Source organism: Zophobihabitans entericus (genome assembly GCF_011745665.1).
GTDB classification, from domain to species: Bacteria; Pseudomonadota; Gammaproteobacteria; order Enterobacterales; family Orbaceae; genus Zophobihabitans; species Zophobihabitans entericus.
In genome coordinates this window covers 2,257,489-2,279,549 of sequence record NZ_CP050253.1, presented here as the reverse complement: position 1 = coordinate 2,279,549, position 22,061 = coordinate 2,257,489, and the positions used below count along the sequence as shown (strand labels likewise).

The 22,061-nt window shown below is 38.0% G+C and carries 18 protein-coding genes, 1 tRNA gene and 1 pseudogene; 4 read left to right on the top strand and 16 right to left on the bottom strand.

Annotation, left to right across the window (positions count from 1 at the left end):
• Positions 1-8: 8 nt before the first annotated feature.
• Positions 9-941, bottom strand: a complete 933-nt coding sequence (locus IPMB12_RS10345; protein ID WP_166917344.1) for a DUF1848 domain-containing protein — start codon at positions 939-941, stop codon at positions 9-11.
• Between the two features lie 326 nt (positions 942-1,267).
• On the opposite strand from IPMB12_RS10345, the gene IPMB12_RS10340 reads away from it, so the two are divergent.
• Positions 1,268-2,026 (top strand): DeoR/GlpR family DNA-binding transcription regulator, encoded by a 759-nt coding sequence (locus IPMB12_RS10340; protein ID WP_166917343.1) that lies wholly within the window; start codon positions 1,268-1,270, stop codon positions 2,024-2,026.
• Between the two features lie 116 nt (positions 2,027-2,142).
• Here IPMB12_RS10340 and IPMB12_RS10335 read toward each other — a convergent pair whose 3' ends face one another.
• Genes IPMB12_RS10335 through IPMB12_RS10325 form a run of 3 tightly spaced genes read right to left on the bottom strand, consistent with a single transcriptional unit; the run spans position 2,143 to position 4,632 of the window.
• Entirely contained in the window at positions 2,143-2,781 is a 639-nt protein-coding gene (locus tag IPMB12_RS10335) for a 3-oxoacid CoA-transferase subunit B (RefSeq protein WP_166917780.1), read from the bottom strand.
• Positions 2,782-2,783: 2 nt separating this feature from the next.
• The gene (locus tag IPMB12_RS10330) at positions 2,784-3,440 is read right to left on the bottom strand and encodes a CoA transferase subunit A (RefSeq protein ID WP_166917342.1); all 657 of its coding nucleotides are present in this window, start codon (positions 3,438-3,440) and stop codon (positions 2,784-2,786) included.
• Between the two features lie 13 nt (positions 3,441-3,453).
• Complete coding sequence (locus IPMB12_RS10325; protein WP_166917341.1) at positions 3,454-4,632, bottom strand: acetyl-CoA C-acetyltransferase; 1,179 nt, start codon at positions 4,630-4,632, stop codon at positions 3,454-3,456.
• 222 nt (positions 4,633-4,854) lie between these two features.
• Here IPMB12_RS10325 and IPMB12_RS10320 point away from each other — a divergent pair, with 222 nt between their 5' ends.
• From IPMB12_RS10320 to rarD, 3 genes are all read left to right on the top strand, one after another.
• Complete coding sequence (locus IPMB12_RS10320) at positions 4,855-5,763, top strand: LysR family transcriptional regulator (protein ID WP_166917340.1); 909 nt, start codon at positions 4,855-4,857, stop codon at positions 5,761-5,763.
• 177 nt (positions 5,764-5,940) lie between these two features.
• Positions 5,941-6,016 (top strand) — tRNA-Lys (locus IPMB12_RS10315).
• Positions 6,017-6,171: 155 nt separating this feature from the next.
• On the top strand, positions 6,172-7,068 hold the full coding sequence (gene rarD / locus IPMB12_RS10310; protein ID WP_166917339.1) for an EamA family transporter RarD: 897 nt from the start codon (positions 6,172-6,174) through the stop codon (positions 7,066-7,068).
• 64 nt (positions 7,069-7,132) lie between these two features.
• On the opposite strand, the pseudogene IPMB12_RS10305 reads toward rarD, so the two are convergent.
• The 12 genes and pseudogenes from IPMB12_RS10305 to IPMB12_RS10250 form a co-directional block, all read right to left on the bottom strand.
• Positions 7,133-7,878 (bottom strand): annotated as a pseudogene (locus IPMB12_RS10305) (SDR family oxidoreductase).
• Positions 7,879-8,124: 246 nt separating this feature from the next.
• The gene (locus IPMB12_RS10300) at positions 8,125-8,610 is read right to left on the bottom strand and encodes a DUF2569 family protein (protein WP_166917338.1); all 486 of its coding nucleotides are present in this window, start codon (positions 8,608-8,610) and stop codon (positions 8,125-8,127) included.
• Between the two features lie 26 nt (positions 8,611-8,636).
• Positions 8,637-9,194, bottom strand: coding sequence for a CdiA C-terminal domain-containing protein (locus IPMB12_RS10295; RefSeq protein ID WP_166917337.1), 558 nt, complete (start codon positions 9,192-9,194; stop codon positions 8,637-8,639).
• 9 nt (positions 9,195-9,203) lie between these two features.
• The gene (locus IPMB12_RS10290) at positions 9,204-10,778 is read right to left on the bottom strand and encodes a VENN motif pre-toxin domain-containing protein (RefSeq protein ID WP_166917336.1); all 1,575 of its coding nucleotides are present in this window, start codon (positions 10,776-10,778) and stop codon (positions 9,204-9,206) included.
• 75 nt (positions 10,779-10,853) lie between these two features.
• The gene (locus IPMB12_RS10285; protein ID WP_166917335.1) at positions 10,854-11,105 is read right to left on the bottom strand and encodes a hypothetical protein; all 252 of its coding nucleotides are present in this window, start codon (positions 11,103-11,105) and stop codon (positions 10,854-10,856) included.
• 79 nt (positions 11,106-11,184) lie between these two features.
• Positions 11,185-11,757 carry a hypothetical protein gene (locus IPMB12_RS10280; protein ID WP_166917334.1) on the bottom strand — a complete coding sequence of 191 codons (573 nt, stop codon included), beginning with the start codon at positions 11,755-11,757 and terminating at the stop codon, positions 11,185-11,187.
• Between the two features lie 212 nt (positions 11,758-11,969).
• Positions 11,970-12,302, bottom strand: coding sequence for a hypothetical protein (locus IPMB12_RS10275; protein WP_166917333.1), 333 nt, complete (start codon positions 12,300-12,302; stop codon positions 11,970-11,972).
• Positions 12,303-12,305: 3 nt separating this feature from the next.
• Complete coding sequence (locus IPMB12_RS12300; RefSeq protein ID WP_407704087.1) at positions 12,306-12,353, bottom strand: hypothetical protein; 48 nt, start codon at positions 12,351-12,353, stop codon at positions 12,306-12,308.
• 70 nt (positions 12,354-12,423) lie between these two features.
• Entirely contained in the window at positions 12,424-12,645 is a 222-nt protein-coding gene (locus IPMB12_RS10265; RefSeq protein ID WP_166917332.1) for a DUF4926 domain-containing protein, read from the bottom strand.
• Between the two features lie 22 nt (positions 12,646-12,667).
• Positions 12,668-19,381 carry a two-partner secretion domain-containing protein gene (locus IPMB12_RS10260; RefSeq protein ID WP_166917331.1) on the bottom strand — a complete coding sequence of 2,238 codons (6,714 nt, stop codon included), beginning with the start codon at positions 19,379-19,381 and terminating at the stop codon, positions 12,668-12,670.
• A gap of 39 nt (positions 19,382-19,420) precedes the next feature.
• Entirely contained in the window at positions 19,421-19,936 is a 516-nt protein-coding gene (locus tag IPMB12_RS10255; protein ID WP_166917330.1) for a toxin-activating lysine-acyltransferase, read from the bottom strand.
• A 2-nt stretch (positions 19,937-19,938) separates the two neighbouring features.
• The gene (locus tag IPMB12_RS10250; protein ID WP_166917329.1) at positions 19,939-21,612 is read right to left on the bottom strand and encodes a ShlB/FhaC/HecB family hemolysin secretion/activation protein; all 1,674 of its coding nucleotides are present in this window, start codon (positions 21,610-21,612) and stop codon (positions 19,939-19,941) included.
• Positions 21,613-22,061 lie beyond the last annotated feature (449 nt).

Here is a 22,061-nt window from a genome sequence, read left to right as displayed (position 1 = left end):
TTCCTTGCTTAAAAAAGTGAGTCCTGTTTAGTTTTTACAGAACTCACCATTTTATCAATAATAATATCTGTCGGTTCTATCTGACCAATCAGTTTAGGTGACAACTTATCGTGCTGACGACGATTAATTATCACCTGATTTTGACGGGTAATGGCATAACAATAAATACATTCATGTAAACAGGTGTTATAGGTTCCAATATCAATACTTTCTATACAACCACAAGCCTCACGCTGGTTTTTGTCAATTTTCGCATTGATTGGACTTTGAATAATCTGCTCAATTTGTTGTAAGTTAATACAAGCACCATGAGCAATACCATATTGCTCAAGATCCACCTCTTCAGCACAAGTTTCCAGCACGATACCTGCTTGTCTGGCTTGCTTTGCAAAATACTCAGCCAGTTCATTGATTTGCTCATTGGTCATGGGCTTAATCGCTCTGGCATTAAAAGTCTGGTGAAGATGCTTATAATGATCAATAAAACTAATCACACATTTTTGTGTATAGTCTTTAAGTTCTGCCAGCAAATAACTAAATTGCTGTTTATGATATTCAATACTGTGCTCAGGACTGATAAAGATCGGATCATAGCGCCAGATCACGCGCTCTTTACCAATCTTCTCGCTAAGTTGTTTAAAAATAGTAATGCGTTGCTTAACTGACGGGAGCTTAGCTTCTACCTGTTGATCATAAGGAGTTAAAGTAAACTGGAAATAGTAATCATAAGGTTGCAGTTTATCCAGCTTAGCAAGCATTGGGTAAGGATTTTTAGTCCAAAACACAATACAATCGACAACATCAGGATTTAAGCGCACGCGTGAGAACATATGAGGATTGCGTGGATTTTGAATCAAAACATAACCAGCCTGTAACCGATTGAAAAACCAATCGGAATAAAATGCCGGAATATCCGTGCGTTTGCTGGCACTGATGATCATAACAAAACCCATTAAGTGAATGACGATCCATTTTATCACCCTCAGAGGTGTATAAAAAACCCAATAATGTCTTAAATCTGCAAAAATAAAATTAATTCATTAATAATCAATGCATTAAACCTTATCAACAAACTCATTTACGATCAAATCTTAATTATATTTTGGTTATATTCTGAATTTACATGGTGACTTATGTGACAATAATTTTTGTATCAGTTATAATTTCCATCCACCAGTACTTTGTTATGACTATCTGTACCAGGAAATATCCATTTCATTACTTTCTATTTATTAAACACTAAATAACTATTTTAGAGAATCTGGCAATGAAAGAGAAAAGAATTCAGGAAATTAAAAAATATATTGATACTTACGAGCTTGTTTCTATTGAAAGTTTATGTGAAAAATTCAATATGTCTAAAAATACAATCCGACGAGATATTAATATTCTGGAACAACAAGGTGCGATTCAAAAAGTTTATGGTGGAGTTGCAACATTGCACCAAAAGTTACCCGGTTCAGATACTCGAGGTAATATCAATCCACAAGCTAAAGACAGCATTGTCCGTAGTGCAGCAACACTGATTCAACCCAATGAACTTATATTTATTGATGCAGGAACGACAACGAAAAATATTGTTAAATACTTTCCTCGCGATTTTAACTTTACGGTACTTACAAATAGCTTTGATATTATTGAGAGTATTGTTGATTTTGATAACGTTAATCTGGTTGTCATTGGTAATATTTTTAGGCGTAAAACCCGTTCTTTTACCGGGGACGGTAGTTTGAGTGTTGTCTTAAATAAATACAATATTAATAAAGCTTTTATGGCATCATCCGGGCTCTCAATTGAGAATGGTTTGACCAATTATGATGTGCAGGAACATGAATTAAAGAGTGCAATTGTACAGCGTTCTCGTAAGGTATTTCTACTTGCCGATGAGTCAAAATTTGGACGCGATTCATTATTAACTTATGCACATATTGATGATCTTGCCGGTGTGATCACTTCTTCTTTACCAAGTGATGAGTATGTTAATTATTTTGAAGAACACCACATTCAGTTAATCATTGCTAAATAAAATACCCAATTGTTAATCATAATATTATAAATGTAATCTCCCAAAAGCAGAAACTAGTCAAAAGACTAGTTTCTGAAAGAGGCAAGATTTAAAAAGTATAAGCTAGTTATATATCGCTAAATTGCAATTTCTAAATGAGCCTCTGTTGCGGCAATGACTTCTTCAACGGTGTAATCTGGATTAAGTTCAGTCAGCACTAATCCTTTATCAGTAACTTTAATCACTCCCATTTCAGTAACAATTAAATCAACCGCATTCACAGCAGTTAAAGGTAAAGAGCAGGATTTTAGGATTTTTAGTGCACCTTTAGAGGTATGCTCCATAGCCACAATCACTCTTTTAGCGCCCGTAATCAGATCCATCGCTCCCCCCATGCCTGGTACCATTTTGCCCGGAATCATGTAGTTAGCAATATTACCTTTCTCATCAACCTGTAATGCGCCAAGAACGGTCGCATCAACATGACCACCACGAATGATCCCAAAGGATGTCGCACTATCAAAAAAGCAGCCGCCCGGTTGAATTGAGACAATTTGCCCGCCGGCATTAACAATTGTCTCATCCAGTTGATCATCAGAAGGGGTCGGGCCAAGTCCGGTGAAACCATTTTCTGACTGCAATGTAATATGAATATTTTCAGGAATAAAATTAACTACTCGCGTTGGGAGTCCAATCCCTAAGTTAACGATATTGCCATCACGAAGTTCCTGCGCTACGCGTTTAGCAATATAGTTTTGCATTTGCTCTTTATCCATCATTAGCATTTTCCTCCATCAACCACATAATTAACGAACACGCCCGGAGTCATCACCTGATTTGGATCCAGTGCACCAATTTCTACCACCTCACCCGCTTCTACAATCGTTACATCAGCAGCAGATGCCATAACATTATTAAAGTTATTCATTGAGCCTTTATAGATCATATTGCCGGCTTTATCGACTTTAGAAGCAAAGAGTAAAGCAAAGTCAGCTCTGATTGGCAGTTCCAACAGGTATTGTTTACCGTTCACTTCAATCTTTTGTTTACCTTCTTCAATTAAGGTTCCCATACCAGTTGGTGTTAAAAATCCACCCAGTCCATAACCACCACAACGAATCTGCTCAGCCAGTGTACCTTGTGGAATAAGTTGTACTTCGGTTTCACCTGCACTCATTTGACGGCCAGTTTCTTTATTTAAACCAACGTGTGAAGCGATAATTTTACTAAATTGTTTCTTTTCAACCATCTTACCGGTGCCTTTACCTGGTAAACCAGTATCATTACAGATAAGGGTCAGGTTCTTAATCCCTTTAGCACAGAGGTAATCAACTAACTTTTCTGGTGTACCATTAGCCATAAAACCGCCAACCATAATGACTGCACCATCTTTAATACCATCTAAGGCTTGTTCAATACTGACTAATTTATTCATCTTCGTCCCCTTATTATCTGGTAATGATCATCGCAATACCCTGCCCACCACCAATACAAAGTGTGGCAAGTCCTGATTTTGCCTTACGTTTTTGCATTTCATGAACTAAAGAAACCAAAACACGCGCACCACTGGCACCAATTGGGTGACCAAGTGCAATCGCACCACCATTAACATTGAGTTTTTCATCTGGAATGTGCAGATCTTTTTGTACAGCTAGCGCCTGTACAGCAAAGGCTTCGTTCGCTTCAATTAAATCCAGATCGTTAATTGTCATACCTGCTTTTTTCAGTGCTTTTTGAGTTGCTGGAATTGGGCCTGTTCCCATGATTTCTGGTGCTACGCCAGCTGTCGCGCTGCTTTTAATAGTAGCCAGTGGTGTTAAACCAAGTTGCTGGGCCTTTTCTTTACTCATTAAAATCAGAATTGCCGCACCATCATTAATACCTGATGCATTACCCGCTGTCACAGAACCTTCTTTATTAAAAGCGGGTCTTAATTTAGCTAATTTATCCAGCGTCATGCCTGCTTTTGGATGCTCGTCAGTATCGATAATGGTTGGCTCACCTTTACGGCTTGGAATCACTACTGGCACGATTTCATCTTTAAAACGACCCGCATTCATTGCAACTTCAGCTTTATTTTGGCTGGCTAAAGCGAGCTTGTCTTGCTCTTCACGGGAGATACCATATTTTTGTGCTATATTCTCCGCCGTTACACCCATATGATAGTGATTAAACGCATCAGTTAAGCCATCAACAATCATGCTATCAATGATTTCAGAATTACCCATACGGATACCAAAGCGTGCTTTAGGCAAAACATAAGCAGACTGGCTCATGCTTTCAGCACCACCGGCAATCACAACATCAGCATTACCAAGTGCAATTGCTTGCGCTGCCAGTTCAACCGTTTTAAGACCAGAACCACACACTTGATTCACGGTAAAACTTGGTACTGTATCAGGGATCCCTGCTTTAATTGAAATCTGTCTTGCCACGTTTTGGCCAAGACCTGCTTGTAATACATTACCTAAAATCACTTCATCGATTTGTGTAATATCCAGCCCAATACGTTTGATCGCTTCTTTCACTGCAGTCACACCCAGTTCAACCACGGTGACATCTTTAAATACCCCACCAAAACTACCTATTGCTGTTCTGACTGCCGAAACGATGACAACTTCTCTCATATCTGTATCCTCTTAACATGATCTAACTAATAGAATTGTTGATGATGCTAAATGGCACAGGCGCTCTTGTCTAAGTCTTGTTTTTTATAGCTGCTATAAATTTAACTTATAGATTAATGTATGCTAGAATTCACTTGAATTACTGCAAACATAGGTTTTGTTTTAACAACAAAAAATATTTTATAGTTAACCGTTTTTCTCTAAAAATCATAGGTAGTACTTATGGATATCAGACAGCTTGAATATTTTGTAGAAGTGGTGAAATCTGACTTTAATTTATCGTTAGCCGCTAAAAGACTCTATATCTCTCAGCCGGCACTTAGTCAGTTTATTAAAGCGTTTGAAGAAAATGAGAATATCTACCTGTTTGAACGTTATAAAGGACGTTTACAAGGTCTGACGCCAACGGGCGAGATCTTTTATGACAATGCTAAAGCGATTTTAAACCAATATAACATGATGCTGACTTCTATCCGGGAAGACTCCACCCAGATGAAAGGCAAAGTCAGGATTGGTATCCCTCCGCTTATTTTAGGCGTGGTATTTGCTGATGTAATTGCGCAGCTGGTCATTAATAATCCCAATATTGAGTTTGAGATTATTGAAAAAGGCGCTTATGAACTCAGTAAAATGTTTATGGTGGATGAACTGGATTTTGCTATTTTACTCGACCCAACCAATATCAATCCGGAGATTATCGACCAGCATTTACTCAAGCAAGATGAGCTGACAGCCTTTTTTAATCACAACAACCCACTGGCAACAAAAGAACAACTGGAATGGTCAGATCTGAATAATCAAATGATGGCAATTTTAGATCCCAGTTTTATCATTCACCATAAACTGCAAAAGAAATTTACCGAGTACTCGGTTAAACCTAAAAAATGTACCATGTCATCATCCTGGGACTTTTTAATGTTAATTGCCAGAAACTCAGACTTTATAACTGTCTTGCCCTCACCCGTACATGACTTTCATCTGGATAAGAATATTATTGAAAAACGATTTAATGATCCCATTTACTGGCGTGTGTTGTTATGTCGGCCTAAAAAGCCCCGTTATGATCGGGTACATCAGTATGTATTTGAGTATATTTTGGATTACTTTGCTAAACCTAAGAGTGTAGAATAATTTCTGCTTATTAATCAATGAGTTATGAAATTTAACTTATTGATTTATTTACAGTTCTGCCTGTTATTATTTTAAATATTCTCAGTTCATTACTCATCTCACCAGATGAATAATCTAAAATTAATCCAGACTTAGATATTGTTTGTTGATTATTCTGGGTGTAAGATCTTGACATGTGGGCTGTTAGCTCAGTCGGTAGAGCAGTTGACTCTTAATCAATTGGTCGTGGGTTCGATCCCCCCACAGCCCACCACTTCATTACTTTATCTATACTCTATTTATCAAAATATTGTGGCGATAAAATGGCGGTATAGAGAAGTTATACTTTATTTTCCTCCCCTGATAGCATTCACAAAATAAACGCGTTACAATCTTTTGTTATTTCTCATATAGATAGAATGTACCATCATGTCTAAACTCAATGCTTGTTTACTCGCCATGCTCGCTTATTTTATTTGGGGGCTGTCACCGCTTTACTTTAAAAGTATTCAGTCTTTACCCGCGAGCGAGATTATAATCCACCGAATTATCTGGTCCGCAGTTGGTTGTATGATTCTGCTGGCTTTTATCAAGCAAAAACAGTGGTGGAAACCCCTACTTGAGAAGCCAAAATATCTGTTAATTTTAATTTGTACTGGTGTGATGCTGTCCGGTAACTGGTTATTGTATGTCTGGGCAATTAATAGCGGCTATATGCTGGAAACCAGTCTTGGCTACTATATCAACCCATTACTTTCAGTGTTCCTTGGTATGGTGGTATTAAAAGAGAGACTTCGCCTGTTCCAGTGGATTGCTATCGGTCTGGCTCTTATTGGTGTAATGATTCAGATTATTTTGCTTGGTAAACTGCCATGGATTTCTCTGCTTTTAGGATTATCTTTTGCCATTTATGGTTTAGTACGCAAAATCGTACCCATTAAAGTATTACCGGGAATGTGTGTAGAAACCTGGGTACTAGTCCCTATTGCCTTATGTTGGCTCTGGCTGCATCCGTCAGCTGTTACTCTACAAAGTGAGTTTTGGCATAGTAACTTATGGTGGCTGGCGATTTTTGCAGGCCCTTTAACGTTAATTCCGTTAATTCTGTTTAATATTGCCGCTAAAAACCTGCCATATTCAACTATTGGCTTCTTACAATATATCTCGCCAACTCTGGTATTTTTACTGGCGGTTTTCTATTTTGGTGAAGCGCTAAATTTTTACACCATGTTAACCTTTGGCTTTATTTGGGTAGCGCTGGTGTTCTTTAGTCTTGATTCTTATATCATGCGTAAAAGATATAGTTTTCTGATGAAGGATAAATAATCTTAAATGAAATATTGCGAGGTAACTCGCAATATTTTTATATAACAACTCAAATTTACAATAACTATCCTCGCCCGACAAACGGCATCTCATTAGCCATAATGGTTAAATCAAGCACATTGGTTGAATTTGGTAATGACGCCATCATGGCAATAGCTGCACCAACATCTTCAACATTCATCATTGCTTCTGACTGGATCGTTCCATCCGCCTGATAGACACCCTTGCGCATTCTATTGGACATTGTTGTTTCAGCATTACCAATATTAATCTGACTACAGGCAATATTAAACTTACGACAATCAAGCGAAATAGATTTGGTTAGCCCGGTAACCGCATATTTTGACGCGGTATACGCGGCAGTAAAGAGTCTTGGTGTTTTAGCTGAAATCGAACCATTTTAATGATACGACCGCCCATTGGTGTTTGATTCTTCATGATTTTAATCGCTTCTTGCGCACATAAGAATGTGGCATGGATATTAACATCAAATACCCGCTTCCACTCTTCAAACGGAATGTCTTCAATCGTTGTTACTGGGCTATTATTACCCGCATTATTAAAGAGTAAATCTAAGCGACCATAATCTTGTTTAATTTGATTAAATAGCGCCTTTACTGAATCCGGATTTGAGACATCCTCCTGAATCCCGCGTACATTTTCGGACTGAAAAGAAGCCACAGCCTGATTTAATTGTTCTTCATTTCTGGCTGCGATAATCACCACATGACCTAAATCATGCAATGCTTTTGCAGCAGCAAAACCAATACCTTTACTACCCCCTGTAACCAACGACACTTTCTTATTCATAGTAATAATCCTATAACTTGGGTGATTTCGTTTATTTTTACAAAAGAATACTTATGAGTTTGTTTCTGTATTGTCTGGAGCTCTGTAAAAAATGGGGCAATTAAGCATAATCTCTTTTGAGAAAAAAAGATTTATGCATTAGCCCAGATATGATTGGAAAGTTTACGAGGTGGTAGTGTTTGGGTCACACTTCATAGAATAACTCTTTTAAGAGCTATTCTATTTGTAGCTGAATGAAGGACTCAGTTAATTGATAAATACTTTTTTAGCTTTTTCAGAGATTAAAAAGTAGCAACTCCAAAATATAGTAAATGCAAAGCTTTTAATAAACCAAGGCAGAAGTGATGAATCAATCTTTATCTCGTAAATATAAGAAGTAATTGCTAAATCCAGTAAGTAAAAAATCAAATTAGAGACGACTAATATAATAAATATAAGAGGGAGTTTCTTGTTCCGCTGCCAAAATAATTTACATGTATAAATAGCTAAAGCCAAAAGAAGTGATAAACCAACAAATTCAAAAATAACCGGGATGAATAAATAGTAATAGCTATAATTCATTAACATCACACTCAGGTTAATTGTTTGAATTAGTTGAAAAACAATAGAAATAACTAATATAGCAAGCGCAATTACAGCCACCCATAGAAAACCTAAATCTTTATTTTCACAATCTGCACATTTTTCTGAATATCTTAACGCTTCTTTTTGTTCACATTTAAGGCACAACATTTATTTTTCTCTTTGTATTTATTTAATTATTTTAACTTTATAACATTACCCGAGCCATCAATAAGCAAGATATTATCTAATTTTTCATTAAACTTATCTAAGATACGTTTTTTTGCTTTATTAAGATCAATTGAACAATCCATTAAATTAATAACAATATTTCGTGTTCTACTTTTATTTACAATTTTCTTTATACCGCTTAATAAATAACTAATATCTCTTGCTTCTGGAGCATAATTATGAAAAAACTTTCCATTAATCTTATAAAAAGGAACTTCTATTAATGGAGAGATTTGGTTTATCTCTATTTCATAACCATTTTGCAAAAATATATCTAAACTACTTTTCCCTCTATCAACTGATTTTTTATATTGATAAAAAAACATAACCCATGAAGCTATCCCTGTAATTACGCCACCAAATAAAAGTTTTGTAACATTAGGAAAAGTGAAAACATTGCTCCAGTTAATATTTACATATCCAGTTATATCTAAAACAAATAAACATACAGCACAAACACTAAATATAAATATAGTGCTAAGTATAATGAAACGTAGTAAGAAATAACAAAAAATTCTAATCATCTAATTTCCTTATTCATATTGGCTGAGAGCTTCTTGTATTTGATTATTAATAAATTCAGAAGTGATTGCACCTCCAACTGGTCCAGTTATATCTCCTATAACTTTGCCTCCAGCCGAACTTGCTGCGCCACTCAATGTTCCTGAAACTGTATTATCACCCTTTATGGAACTATTCACATAACCACCAAGTCCACCGACTCCAGTAGAAACCCAAATACCCTTTCCTTTTGATAGAGCAGAAACAGCTGTTGAGATAACTGTATCAGTAATATCAAATTTATCTAATGGTTTAGTTGATATTTGATATACAATATTAGTTACACCACCAACAACTGTAGCAACTAAATATGTACCTCCTGGACCACTAACCAGAGAAGTTGCTGCAATCACCGGAGTTTCAGTTCCCCATTTTAAAGCATAATCACTTCCATTTTGCATTCCTGTACCTTTTATAGCATCATTTAATCCTTTTATGGTATCTTCATTATTTAATGGAATATAAATGTCTGCTTGTTCAATGCCATTTTTATCTATGTATTTATATTCTATTGCGGGTACGTTATGAACATATGAACCTAGATTGTCGGCGGTAGAAGGATGTACTATTTTATCAAGAAAATTATTCTCCGTCGCATTCTTACTCCCAGCAACAGCGGTACCAATATCCCCCACATCACCACCACTACCCGCTGCCGCAGCTAAACCTGCTGCCAGTTGTGCTAATGAGCTGATATTCTGCTTTTCAGCTTCACTTAAATCTGAAACATCTCTGTTACCATATAACTCTTTAATAATCAGAGCTGCGGCTGCCTCCCCGGTCAGGGCTCCGGCACCACCCGCTAAGCCTGAGTTGCCTTGTAACTCTGCAACAACAGCGCCCAGTATGGTGTGAGCAAGTAAATTCGCTTCCATATCCACAACAGGCTTACCATCAGAACCATAAGTGGTGGTTGCTTTCTTAATCTGCTCCGCCAGCCACGGTGCACTGGCTCCTGCCAGTCCTCCAGTCACATCACCCGTAATTAAACCCGTTACTATAGAGATAACCGAATCAATCGCTTTATTGGCACTGCTGCCCATTCCGCCAATTGTTTCACCCTCTTTCTGCCGGTTTTTATAGTAATCATCAAAGTTGATACTCTCTTTTTCATCATCCGATAATTGATTGTAATCAGATAATGCACTGGCCATATCTACCTTACTCAGACTCTCTTTTGCCATCGCACCAATGTCTTTGACCAGTTCCAGCGTCTCCATTCTGTCCAGCTCTTTCTGTTTATCAAAGATTTGTTCCAGCGAGTTATTGGCATTGTCTGTATCGCGACTTAACTCGTTCACATCCTGTTTTTGTTTGTCTTCATCACGGACAATTAAAGTGCCTTCTTCGACCGCTGAGTGAGTGGTGCTGGAGGCGCTGTCACTGTTTTCATAGGTTGTCGGTGCACCTGCACCAAAACCACCGGTACCGACAGAAATGGAATCATGCGTGACTTCATAATCGGCTTTGTTTTCGATATTACTAAAACTGATGGTGCCGGTATCTAAGATATTATTCGATTTGTCTTCGGCTTCTGAGGCAATCACTCCATGTCAATGTTACATTTTATTCAGATATAAAAAATCCCAGTTTTAAACCGGGATTTTTCTAATTCTATGAGATTATTTTTTCTTTTTACTCTCAGAGCCAAAAGTTTTGACCCACCAAGCTGCAATCCCAATTAATCCACCACCTATAATAATTTTTTTGAGTATAGTTAAATCAAGAAAAACCTTCCAATCAGCAGTAACATAATGGATTTTTTCTAAAACAAATAATCCTATAAGGCAAGATATAAATATAGTGAAAATACCAATAAAAATCCAAAATACTAATGAACATAATAAATTAATATATTTTTTATTTCCTCTCATTGATTTTACCCAATCTCGCCCTAACTCCACTATTGCTCAATTATCGTGTACCACAATTAATAGGCAAAACTTATAATAATTACTTCAGAGAAATAACATTGCCTGACTTATCTATGATCAAGATTTTATCTAATTTATCTGAATACTTATTTAATAATTGTTTCTTTAATTTATTAATATCAACTGAAGCATCCACTAAATTTATTACGATATTTTTTATCTCGCTCTTTTTTATAATTTTTTTCAATCCCCCTAAAGCAAAACTAACATCTCTTGCAGTTAATGGATAATGATTATGAAAAAGCTCTCCATTTATTTGGTAAAATGGGATAGTAATTAATGGAGATATATCATTAATTTCAGCCTTATAACCATGTTGAGATAAAATCTCTAAACTTTCTTTCCCTCTTGTTATGGACTTTCTATATTTATGAATACTCCATAACCAAGCAGTTATTCCCATAACGAAGCTTCCGCCAATCAACTTTTTTAATGGAAATAAAATGAATAATTTATTCCAATCAACATTTATATAATTAATTAAATCTAAAACAAAAAAAGTAAATATATATGCGCCAAATAATGCTATTAAACTTCGAATAAGTAAGGTAAAGAAAAGAAAAAAGAAATATAACATGCAATTTTTATTCATAATCTAATTCCCTTGCTCCATATTTTTTATTCCTTCGCTCCATCACTAACTACTTGGTTCTGAAATGCCTTTAGATTGAGTAAACCCATCGACAGTTGCTAAATGTTTAGGTTGTTCAATATTAAAACTTATACCATCTGGAGTGTTAACAGTCGTCGTTCCTTTCCCTGTAAAAAGATCCCAGCTTATAAGGCTGGAATCTATATTTTTAATTAATACTCTTTACGCAGATAAATCCAGCCTAGAGTACCTCTTTGATCATATATCGGTGTGGAAGATGGAATAACTGTAAGCTTCAAATATATTCCGACAAACTCTTGATATAAATCGGAAACAACATCTGTATGAGCACATTCCATTTCCTCCTCTTCCTCCTCAGTTAACTCACTATCAAAAAACATTTCAATTGTTAGATCTTGACCAGCTATACTTGCGGTTACTCCGCGCATCTTTTTAGACGCTCGATCGATCAAACCGTACATCGTGTATAGATTAATTCTATTTTCTACTTTTACTTGTTCTTCTTTTGTTTTACCTGCATACATAATTTATGGTCTCGCCGGTACTATATGTACCCCTGTTTTTGAATAATGGATTATAAAATTAGTTGTTGGCTCAAATACTTTTTATCCATATTGTAATAACTCCCTATAATATTATTACTGGTTATCCTTTCTCTCTACCTCTGGGTGAAGTTATAGGTAGTTCTTCAATATCTTCAGGGTAAACTGTTATAACATCCAACGTCTCACCATGATTATTAACAAATTCAACTTCATAACCTAATCTTGGTTCTTTATATACCATCACAACAGCCCCCTTACTTCCTTTGAGAACTATTTTTGATAAATCTTTTTTAGCAATAACTACATCGTTTTCTTGAATCATAATAATCATATCCTAAATTAAGTTATTTTTTGGTTGGAATTGCAGTAACTAATCTTACCACCCCATCATTATTTTTTATCCAACCAAAATTAACATCGATTTGTTTTCCGTTTGCTCCAGTAATTTTAATTACTTGATTATACTTAGTACCAAATTCTGTTACTCCAGTTTGAACTGCTGTATTAGTATCAAATACAATCTGTTTAGATAATTGTCCTGAATTAGATTGGTTAAAACCAAGTGCTTTATCAAACCACTCAGCTTTACTTCCTCCTACTGGATGGTCTTTATCCAGTAAGTATGTAGTCAATTTCTTATCAACACTTACCTGTGTTTCTATTGAGTTAACGGCCTTATTTCCTGTATTCCCCTTTCCTACATCAGAAGTGATATTCTCAACTTTGTTGATTACATTTCCTGTACCTGAACTGGTACCAGCACTACTTCCTGCCCCTTCAATAACTTTCGTCGTTCCAGCTGTACTATCTACCACTACAGCTGTTTTATTGGAGGTATTGGCAAGTATATACCGACCACCATCTAATAAAATTTTAACATTAAATCCGGCTTCTCCAGCCTCTTGTCCTGCATTAAAGTTAGACTCATAGCCTTCTGAATTAATATAGCCGTCTTTAATTGTTTCTGCTTTATCACCAATAGCACCAATGACAGTCCAGAAGTTACTTCCCAGCTCTATATCTTTATTCGCTAAATCAGCTGGATTTGTTGAAAATGTACCCAGTATATCCGCTAATCCTGCTCCCGCTAATTCTATAGGCCCTGACACTCCCCATCCCACAATTAGACCATCAACATACGCATTGTCTTGTTGTAGATTGATATTTGCCCATTTCAATTGAGTTTTTAAGTTACATGTCCAATCACTACCACAAGCAGCAATTTCTTTTTCTAATTCTGATTTTTGCGTAGGTGAAAGCTTATTATTTTCCACCGCATTTTTACTTCCAGCAACAGCTGTACCAATATCCCCTACATCACCACCACTTCCCGCTGCCGCAGCTAAACCTGCTGCCAGTTGAGCTAATGAGCTAATATTTTGTTTTTCAGCTTCACTTAAATCTGAAACATCTCTGTTACCATATAACTCTTTAATGATCAGAGCTGCGGCTGCCTCCCCGGTCAGGGCTCCGGCACCACCTGCTAAGCCTGAATTGCCTTGTAACTCAGCAACAACAGCGCCCAGTATGGTGTGAGCAAGTAAATTCGCTTCCATATCCACAACAGGCTTACCATCAGAACCATAAGTGGTGGTTGCTTTCTTAATCTGCTCAGCCAACCACGGTGCACTGGCTCCAGCCAGTCCTCCAGTCACATCACCGGTAATTAAACCCGTTACTATAGAGATAACCGAATCAATCGCTTTATTGGCACTGCTGCCCATTCCGCCGACTGTTTCACCATTCTCCTGACGATTTTTATAATATTCATCAAATTTTATCTGACTTTTTTCATCCTCAGATAAATTATTGTAATCCGATAAAGCGGTATTCATATCCACTTTATTCAGACTATCTTTAGCGAGTGCGGCAATATCATTCAACAGATCAAGCGTATCCATTCTGTCCTGCTCTTTCTGTTTATCAAAGATTTGTCCCAGCGAGTTATTGGCATTTTCAGTATCGCGACTTAACTCGTTCACATCCTGTTTTTGTTTATCTTCATCACGGACAATTAAAGTGCCTTCTTCGACCGCTGAGTGAGTGGTGCTGGAGGCGCTGTCACTGTTTTCATAGGTTGTCGGTGCGCCTGCCGATGGGATAAGCCCGCCATTAGTCCCAATATTGACCGAGACATGGTCAACGTTATAATCCGCTTTATTTTCGATATCGCTAAAACTAATAGTACCAGTATCTAAGACGTTATCACTCTTATCTTTGGCTTCTGAGGCAATCACCGCACCTTTCAGGTCGGTATTGTTCTCTACCCGGATATCAAACCCACCGCTACCTGCATAAATACCCGACTGGTCTGTGACACTTGACCAGTTACTTTCCATCTCGGTTTGGGACAGGCTGATGTTTCCGCCAGCACCAGAACTTGGTCCAAAGCTCCCGCTGATGGAGCCACTGATTTTATCGTAATCGTAGTTATCGGTGTCTTGCAGTGAGGCAATATTCAGGTTATTACCAATATCTGCGGTGACAGTATCGCCTTTAACAATACCACCAATGATATTCATATCACGACCGGTCGTAATATTGAGATTATTACCCGCATCAATGACACTTTCTGTCCAGGCTGAACCGTCCATGTTTTCACGTTCACGGCTAAAGTTGGCATTGCCGCTGATAGTCCAGCCGGTATTAGCTCCTACACTAACACCCACACCAATGCTCGCACTGCTACTCTTCTCGTCCATGTCGCGGTGCTGGGTATTGACATCACCAATGACATTAACATCATTAGCAGCACTCAGATTAATATCATTGCCCGCTCTGACTTCACTGCCTTTAATAAGAATATCACCGCCTTCTCCAGCCTCATTACCTCTGGCATTTAAGGTAATATTATTACCTGCTGACAGACCAGAACCGACTACGTTGTGGCTTTCTTCATTTATAGTACGCTCTGTACGCTCAGTACCAACTGAAGCACTCACACCAATTGATGCACCATTTCCTTGTGGATTATTCTCTTGTGCTGACATAGCCACATCAAGTCCGGCATTAATGGTGGTCAGTCCCGCTTTAATATCATTCAAAGCAGAAATGGTTGAGTTACCACGATCATGCGCATTGCGTGCGGCTTGGCCCGCATTATAAACATCAGATGCAGTTCCTGTGATCGCAACCGTAATCCCGGTTTTTTCCATCTCATACTGTTCCTGATAACGCGTTGTCGCGTCCAGTGACTCAATAGTGATATTTTCCGCATTTACAGCAATATCTTCTTTAGCGATAATTTCACTACCACGTACTGCAACATCACGGCCAGCATTGATATTTACACTACCTTCTGTACTACCTAGCATACTGCCAAGATAGCTTTTTTCGACTTCATTTTGATCTGTAGACTCTTTGAATGTGCCATAAGTAAAACCAAGTCCGCCACCGCTCATAAAGCCAGACTTTTCTTTACTTTCAAAGTGATTATCAGTGAAACGCTCCTCCGCTGCAGTAATCGTAATGTCACGTCCGGCGTCAAGGTTGGTTGCTGTTTCACTCACTACCTGACTGCCTTGTACCAGCATATCGCGACCCGCGGACAGGTTAACCTCTCCACCACTTAGCTGACTACCCAGTGCTAAATTATGATCAAGCTCAGTGTGCATATTGATCGTTTGTGAAGTTCCACCACCGCTATGATCTTCTGTTTTAGTGTGATCTTCATAAACAATATGCTGACGAGCTTCTTCAATCGTCAGATCATTTTTAGCCTGAATGTCTAGTGTGTCTTGCGCACTGATTTGTGCACCTTTAATCGCAACGTCGTTACCAGATTTAATGGAAATATCACCATTACCTAAAATGGCGCTACCGACTTCTGTGGTAATGGTTTGTTTGGTGTAATTGTCGCTATCAAAATAGACTGCTTGCCCGGTTGTGGTTTCAACAACACCAAGATTGACGTTATTGCCAGCTTCAATGGCAATCTGACTTTCCTGGCCATTAGCGGTGATTTGCGCAGCATTAAGATTTACATCACGGCCAGCGTTAATTGACATCTGTCCACCATCATTATTGACAGACAACGAGCCAACACTACCTATAGTATTCTGTACAAAGGAGTTATCACCATCTCTTACTTCAGTTTTATTAATGGTTGAGCTAATCGTAATATCACGGCCAGCCGTTAAGCTTAAGCTTTCATTAGCACTAATGTGGCCACCAATATTATTAATATCCTGCTGTGCAGTTAAAGAGATGTCACTGCCCTGAATATTACCGCCTTTACCATTGCTAATATTCTCAGCAGTAATATTAATCTCGTTACCGGCAATAATACGTCCCTGATTATTGATATCACCACTGACACTCAAATCAATATCGCGTCCGGCAAGGAGTGCGCCACTACCATTTAAATCACCTTGTTTCACAACGGCATAAACCTGAGGCACAAGTACTTGTTGCTGACTCCCGTCTGCTAAGGTGACCGTTTTACTGACCATCCAGACAATATCTGAGGTAAGCGCCTTCATTTGTTCTGCTGTTAGTGCAATACCAATACTGAGATTATGTTCCTGAGCAAACTCAACACCCGCATCCATTAAGGCTTTATATTGTTCTAAGTCAGAGGTGTAATCGCCCAGATAACGTTGCCCAGTTAGTTCAATAATTTGTTCACGAACCAGTTTTTGCTCATAGTAGCCATCACCCAAGCGCTTTTGAATATTATCTGGATCTTGTTTCAGTAGCGTCAGCATATAATCACTGCCCAGCCACTCGCTACGATTAGTAAAGCGTGAATCTGTTTCAATCAGATATTTACCTTGAGGATCCGGATTAACCTGAAATAAACTATTTGGTGGCGGTAAAGTCACCTCTGGATTATCTAATGAAATCACATTATCATGACGATCTTTACCGCTTTCACTGACGATCGTTTCAGACTTTAATTCAGAAGGTCTCAACGTGATATCTTCAACTTTTGTCGGTCGGTAGGTTGAGTAACTGGTACCCTGACTGTCCGAGCCTTTTTCGTGGATTCGGTAGTAATAAATAGCCGTTCCGTTATCTTTAATATAACGCTGTCCAGGAACTTCAATATTCTCAATCGAATTCGCATTAATAGTCAGCGTATTACCCGCAATAATTTGGCTCTTATCATTTAACAGGTGATCTGCCTTGATGGTAATATCTTTACCTGCAATAATTTTTGCCGGATCTGTTTGAGTGATAACGGTCTCTTCAATCACTCGTTCATAAACATATTTATAGAAGTAATCGTTACATGAACCTGTACTTCTTATACACATATAGTCTACTTCACCATGTGTGAAATAGACTTCACTTGGTGAGTAACGTTTATAAGAGCCTTCATGTTGATATTCAATAATGTTTTCTCTGGATACTTCCTGAATTTCAACTTCAAAATGGTCATTGATATTATTAATTTTGTTTACTGATAACTGGATATTATCAGCAGCTTCAATATTACTGCTGTGATTATTCAGTTCTTCTGCCTGACCAGTCACACCACTTTCATCCGCTAACTGACCACCAATATTGATGTCACCATCACTATAGATAAGTGCATGTCCGACGTTATTAATGGTATGCGCTGCTATATCTAACTGCGCGCGTGCTGCAATAGCTGGTGCAATATCGTCTTTAGCCACATTATTAATCGTTATGGCTTGCAGACGAATATGATCAGCAACAATCGACCCTGTTCCCTGATTATTCAGTTCATTACCGGCATTGATTTGAGCTTTATTATCCGCAAAAATTTTACCGGTATTTGTCAGGTTATTATTGGCATGAATAACCAGATCACCTTTTTCAGATGATAGCTCTCCACTATTGATAATATTTGCCTGACTATTTATATCAGCTTTACCCTCAATAGTTCCCATTGAACCTGTATTGGTAATATTTCCTTTAGCCGTAACCGTCAGCTGATTCTGGCTAATAATCTTGTCATTATTAACCAGCTCACCTTTGGTATTAATTGTGGTTGAGCCCTTTTGTGATGATATTTCACCGTTATTTATAGTGCTTTGATTATTTTGAATATTTATATTTTCTGAGGCATAAATTTTGGCGTTATTCTCAATTCGTCCGTCAGCAGAAATCGTGACACTACCCGCACTGGCCCCAATGCTGCCGGCATTACGGACACCAACACCACCTTCTGTCCCTATCATCTGAATCTTACCAGCATACATACCGCCAAGTGCAGACACGTCCAGTGCTACAACAGGCACGGCTGAACCATCATCAGCCAGTTTAGTGACTTGCTGGGCATCAGCACTCACTCTGTTACGTCCGGTGACGACATTTAAGTTATTGGCATGAATACTGGAGTTAATTGACACTGTTCTGGCTATCAGGTCGGTATAATCCTGACGCGTGCTATCCAGCCCTTTACCTTCAATGGCAATATGACCTTGACTCACTTCATAACCTTTAAGTTGGCCGTTTTCAATAATCGGTTTACCGGTTGTCAGGGTGCCGCGACTGGCGTTAATAAATCCACAGCCATTACAGGTAATTCCTGCTGCATTGGCAATAATGACCTGAGCGCGCTGACCTGCCACTTCAATATAGCCGGCTATCTGACTTGGATTTTTAGTATTAACTTCATTTAAGATAATTTTAGCGCCACCTGTGGCACCTAAGAACTCATTCCCCTTAATCCAGCCACCCAGCTGAGTATTTGATGAGTTATTGGAGTTATTTAAAATAACCCCTTTGTCTGACACATCAAACTGAGTATAGCGGTTATGGGATAAGCCATTACTGTTTGGAGTCTGAATATTGATTTGTGTTGTACCATTGGCACTTTCAATCACGGTTGGGCGCTGAGTTTTATCCGCGTTTGGGTCAACGCGAATCGTTGTCGCCTGTGCCGGTAAGGTAACAGTCAGGAGTCCTAAGGATAAATAAGTTAAAAAACTAATTGATGTCAGTTTAGCTACCAGCGTTTTACCTTCTGTTGCCTCTGCTTTTTGGCTACTGCGTGATTCACCACTGTGGCTACGCACCAGTTCAGACACCACCATTAACATACCGCGAGCGCGATTAAAAACCACACGATAAAAATGTTTATTCATCCTTACTTCCTTTTATTCCTTGCTAAAATTGTCATTGTTTTAGTTATTAATTATTAGTGGATTATTTATTTGCCACTGTTGTGCCTGAACTTTAGAGACATGTTTACCTTTGAAAAATTTTATCTGAAAGCCTCTCTTTTTCCCTTGATGAGAAAGCGCTCTGAAACAAAAATCAGGTAAAATGTCTTTAAGAACGAATGAAGCCAGTTTTTGCGTTTCACCAAAAGGAGAAATCCAGTCAATAGCCCACATACGCGTACCGCTATACCAATCAGACTCAGTTAACGATAACGCACTCTTATCCTGTAAATACTTCTGTTCTGTCTCTTCACTCATATTGGCCCAGCTCATATAACAAACAGGTTTATTATCTTTTATGATCAGAATAAACTGTTGTCTTTTAATGGCCGGTAAAATTAGAGTAGGTAAAGCATAAATTGGTGTATATTTATGATTCTCAGAATGCATCCATAGCCAGGTAGCAATACCTAAACATTCGGCTTCACTATGTTTAGAGTTAAAAAACAGTGGTGCAATAACCTGATATTCAGACATCGTTAGTAGCTCCAGTTAATATTAAAGCCAAAGGTTGCATCATCTGCTTTAAACAGATCGGGCTTATAAATTGGTGTCCCGACAAAGGCATCATAATAGAATCCCCAATATGAACCACGCAGGCCTAAAGCTGCACCACTTAAATGTCTTCCAAGTAAATATTCCGATGCATTCCCATAAACCTGCCCATAATCAATGCCTAAATAAAGTTCCTGATTTTCAGGTAAGATCCATGAAAGTTCATTACGGACAGAAATACCACGATCTGCTGATAAAGAAAGTTCACCGTCAAATCCACGCACACTCCAGCGCCCACCGATTGAAAAACGCTCCTGTGCAGTTAACATACCACGTCTGGTATGTTGCCCTTGAATATCTAAGTTGTAACGAAAATTAGCCTCAGAGAGATTAAATGGGACAGAAAGGCCTAAGTTATAACGAAATATTTGTGAAAGTGCCGTACCATTATCGATGTACTCTTCCGGTGCTTTGTGCGCAGCAAACCAACGTACTCCTTGCTGATAACTCACACCTAAATTAAGAGTATTATTACCAATATAATGGCGATGTTGCAGACCTAGCTGCCAGCTGGTGGTTTTACGTTTTTGAATCTCTATTTCTTCATCATTAATATAGTTATGTGACTGGCGAAGATTAATACCATAAGTTAACGTAGTCTTTTGCGCTTCGTCACGATGTAAGACTCGACTTAACTGGAAACTGGCATTACGGCTACGACCGCTATATTCATAATTAACCGGAATACCCGCAACTGTTTGATAATATTTATTACCACTCAGTGAAGTGCTAAATTGCCAGTAGCCAAATGGTACAGAATAATGGAAAAGATAGTTATATGATCCGTAGCGATCCCTTTCACCATCAATATCTCGCCCGCCCGAGACATAAAAAGAATCACTTAACTGGAAAGGGTTATCTAAATAGAAAGTCAGTCCGCCCTGATAACGCCCGGTTGCTCTTGTCCCTGAATCATCCAGAGAAGCACCAACACGCCAAAAACGTGACTGTTCACGGTGAATAACAATATCAGTTTCACCCGGTTCATCACCCGGAATCAGTTGCATTTCAGCCCGCACGGTTGGTAAACGCTGTAAATTTTCCAGACCTTGTTCAATATCACGCAGGTCTAAAATTTCCCCTTCTGTCACTGGCATCGCAGTGGACAGTTTGGCATAAGGATCACTTTCTTGCGTGTAATACACGTAGCGAGTCACACCTTTGACCAGTGTTAAAATGAGTTGACCCTGAGTGAGATCCTGAGGCGGAGCAACAACGCGAGTGGTAATATAACCATGACCGACAAGCTTATTTTGTAACTCGGTCATAAGGATATTAATCCCCTGAGAACCTAAACAATGCCCTTCTGCCTGTCTGGCCAATTTATTGAGTGTTATCCACCACGGCAGCTCATCACGCTTTTCTAAAATCACCTGATCAATTTGAAAACAAGGTGACTCCTCCGGAAAGCTGATAATCTGAGATGTAGGAATATTAGGTAATAAACTAATATCAGGTGCACTTACATTAAGGCGTTCTTCTAATGCTTTTTGTCGTTCTTGTTGATTAATAAGTTGCTGATCACTCCATGACGTCTCAACAGCAAACGCCGCCACGGGAAATAACGCAGCAAAGGTTAATAACTTTGCTATTTTCATCCATAAAACCTGTAAGTATTTATTATTAATATTTGTAATTATTTAGATAATTTTATCTGGTTGCTATGCTAATTCATTTACCGGTTCCATGTCTATAGATATCAGATAAAATAATGATATATATCAAATTATCTAATTAATTTATATGAAATTTATTTTATCTAGATAAAATAATAGAAATATCTTTTAACAACAGATATAAAGATAAAAACAGAATGGTCTATTCTATTTTTTGATGAGTAAAATGAGTGGTGGTAATTGAATATTTAAGAATATATTCCTGTGTTTATTGTGTGAAATTTAGATGCTTATACTTATTTTATCTTTTTATAAAAATAATATGTCAAATTAAGTACTTAAAATCATGTGACTTTTGGAATCAAAAATCTACGTAACTCTCCTGAAAACAACGCTTCACGTCACAAAAAAATTTTTCAATCAATATAACT

What these genes read in the sequence shown, in the direction of transcription:
- IPMB12_RS10260 (WP_166917331.1), bottom strand. Translation starts at nt 19,381, where the DNA reads ATGAATAAACATTTTTATCGTGTGGTTTTTAATCGCGCTCGCGGTATG.
- IPMB12_RS10325 (WP_166917341.1), bottom strand. Translation starts at nt 4,632, where the DNA reads ATGAGAGAAGTTGTCATCGTTTCGGCAGTCAGAACAGCAATAGGTAGT.
- IPMB12_RS10300 (WP_166917338.1), bottom strand. Translation starts at nt 8,610, where the DNA reads ATGTTGTGCCTTAAATGTGAACAAAAAGAAGCGTTAAGATATTCAGAA.
- IPMB12_RS10295 (WP_166917337.1), bottom strand. Translation starts at nt 9,194, where the DNA reads ATGATTAGAATTTTTTGTTATTTCTTACTACGTTTCATTATACTTAGC.
- IPMB12_RS10320 (WP_166917340.1), top strand. Translation starts at nt 4,855, where the DNA reads ATGGATATCAGACAGCTTGAATATTTTGTAGAAGTGGTGAAATCTGAC.
- IPMB12_RS10280 (WP_166917334.1), bottom strand. Translation starts at nt 11,757, where the DNA reads ATGAATAAAAATTGCATGTTATATTTCTTTTTTCTTTTCTTTACCTTA.
- IPMB12_RS10250 (WP_166917329.1), bottom strand. Translation starts at nt 21,612, where the DNA reads ATGAAAATAGCAAAGTTATTAACCTTTGCTGCGTTATTTCCCGTGGCG.
- rarD (WP_166917339.1), top strand. Translation starts at nt 6,172, where the DNA reads ATGTCTAAACTCAATGCTTGTTTACTCGCCATGCTCGCTTATTTTATT.
- IPMB12_RS10255 (WP_166917330.1), bottom strand. Translation starts at nt 19,936, where the DNA reads ATGTCTGAATATCAGGTTATTGCACCACTGTTTTTTAACTCTAAACAT.
- IPMB12_RS10265 (WP_166917332.1), bottom strand. Translation starts at nt 12,645, where the DNA reads ATGATTCAAGAAAACGATGTAGTTATTGCTAAAAAAGATTTATCAAAA.
- IPMB12_RS10285 (WP_166917335.1), bottom strand. Translation starts at nt 11,105, where the DNA reads ATGAGAGGAAATAAAAAATATATTAATTTATTATGTTCATTAGTATTT.
- IPMB12_RS10345 (WP_166917344.1), bottom strand. Translation starts at nt 941, where the DNA reads ATGATCATCAGTGCCAGCAAACGCACGGATATTCCGGCATTTTATTCC.
- IPMB12_RS10275 (WP_166917333.1), bottom strand. Translation starts at nt 12,302, where the DNA reads ATGTATGCAGGTAAAACAAAAGAAGAACAAGTAAAAGTAGAAAATAGA.
- IPMB12_RS10330 (WP_166917342.1), bottom strand. Translation starts at nt 3,440, where the DNA reads ATGAATAAATTAGTCAGTATTGAACAAGCCTTAGATGGTATTAAAGAT.
- IPMB12_RS10335 (WP_166917780.1), bottom strand. Translation starts at nt 2,781, where the DNA reads ATGGATAAAGAGCAAATGCAAAACTATATTGCTAAACGCGTAGCGCAG.
- IPMB12_RS10340 (WP_166917343.1), top strand. Translation starts at nt 1,268, where the DNA reads ATGAAAGAGAAAAGAATTCAGGAAATTAAAAAATATATTGATACTTAC.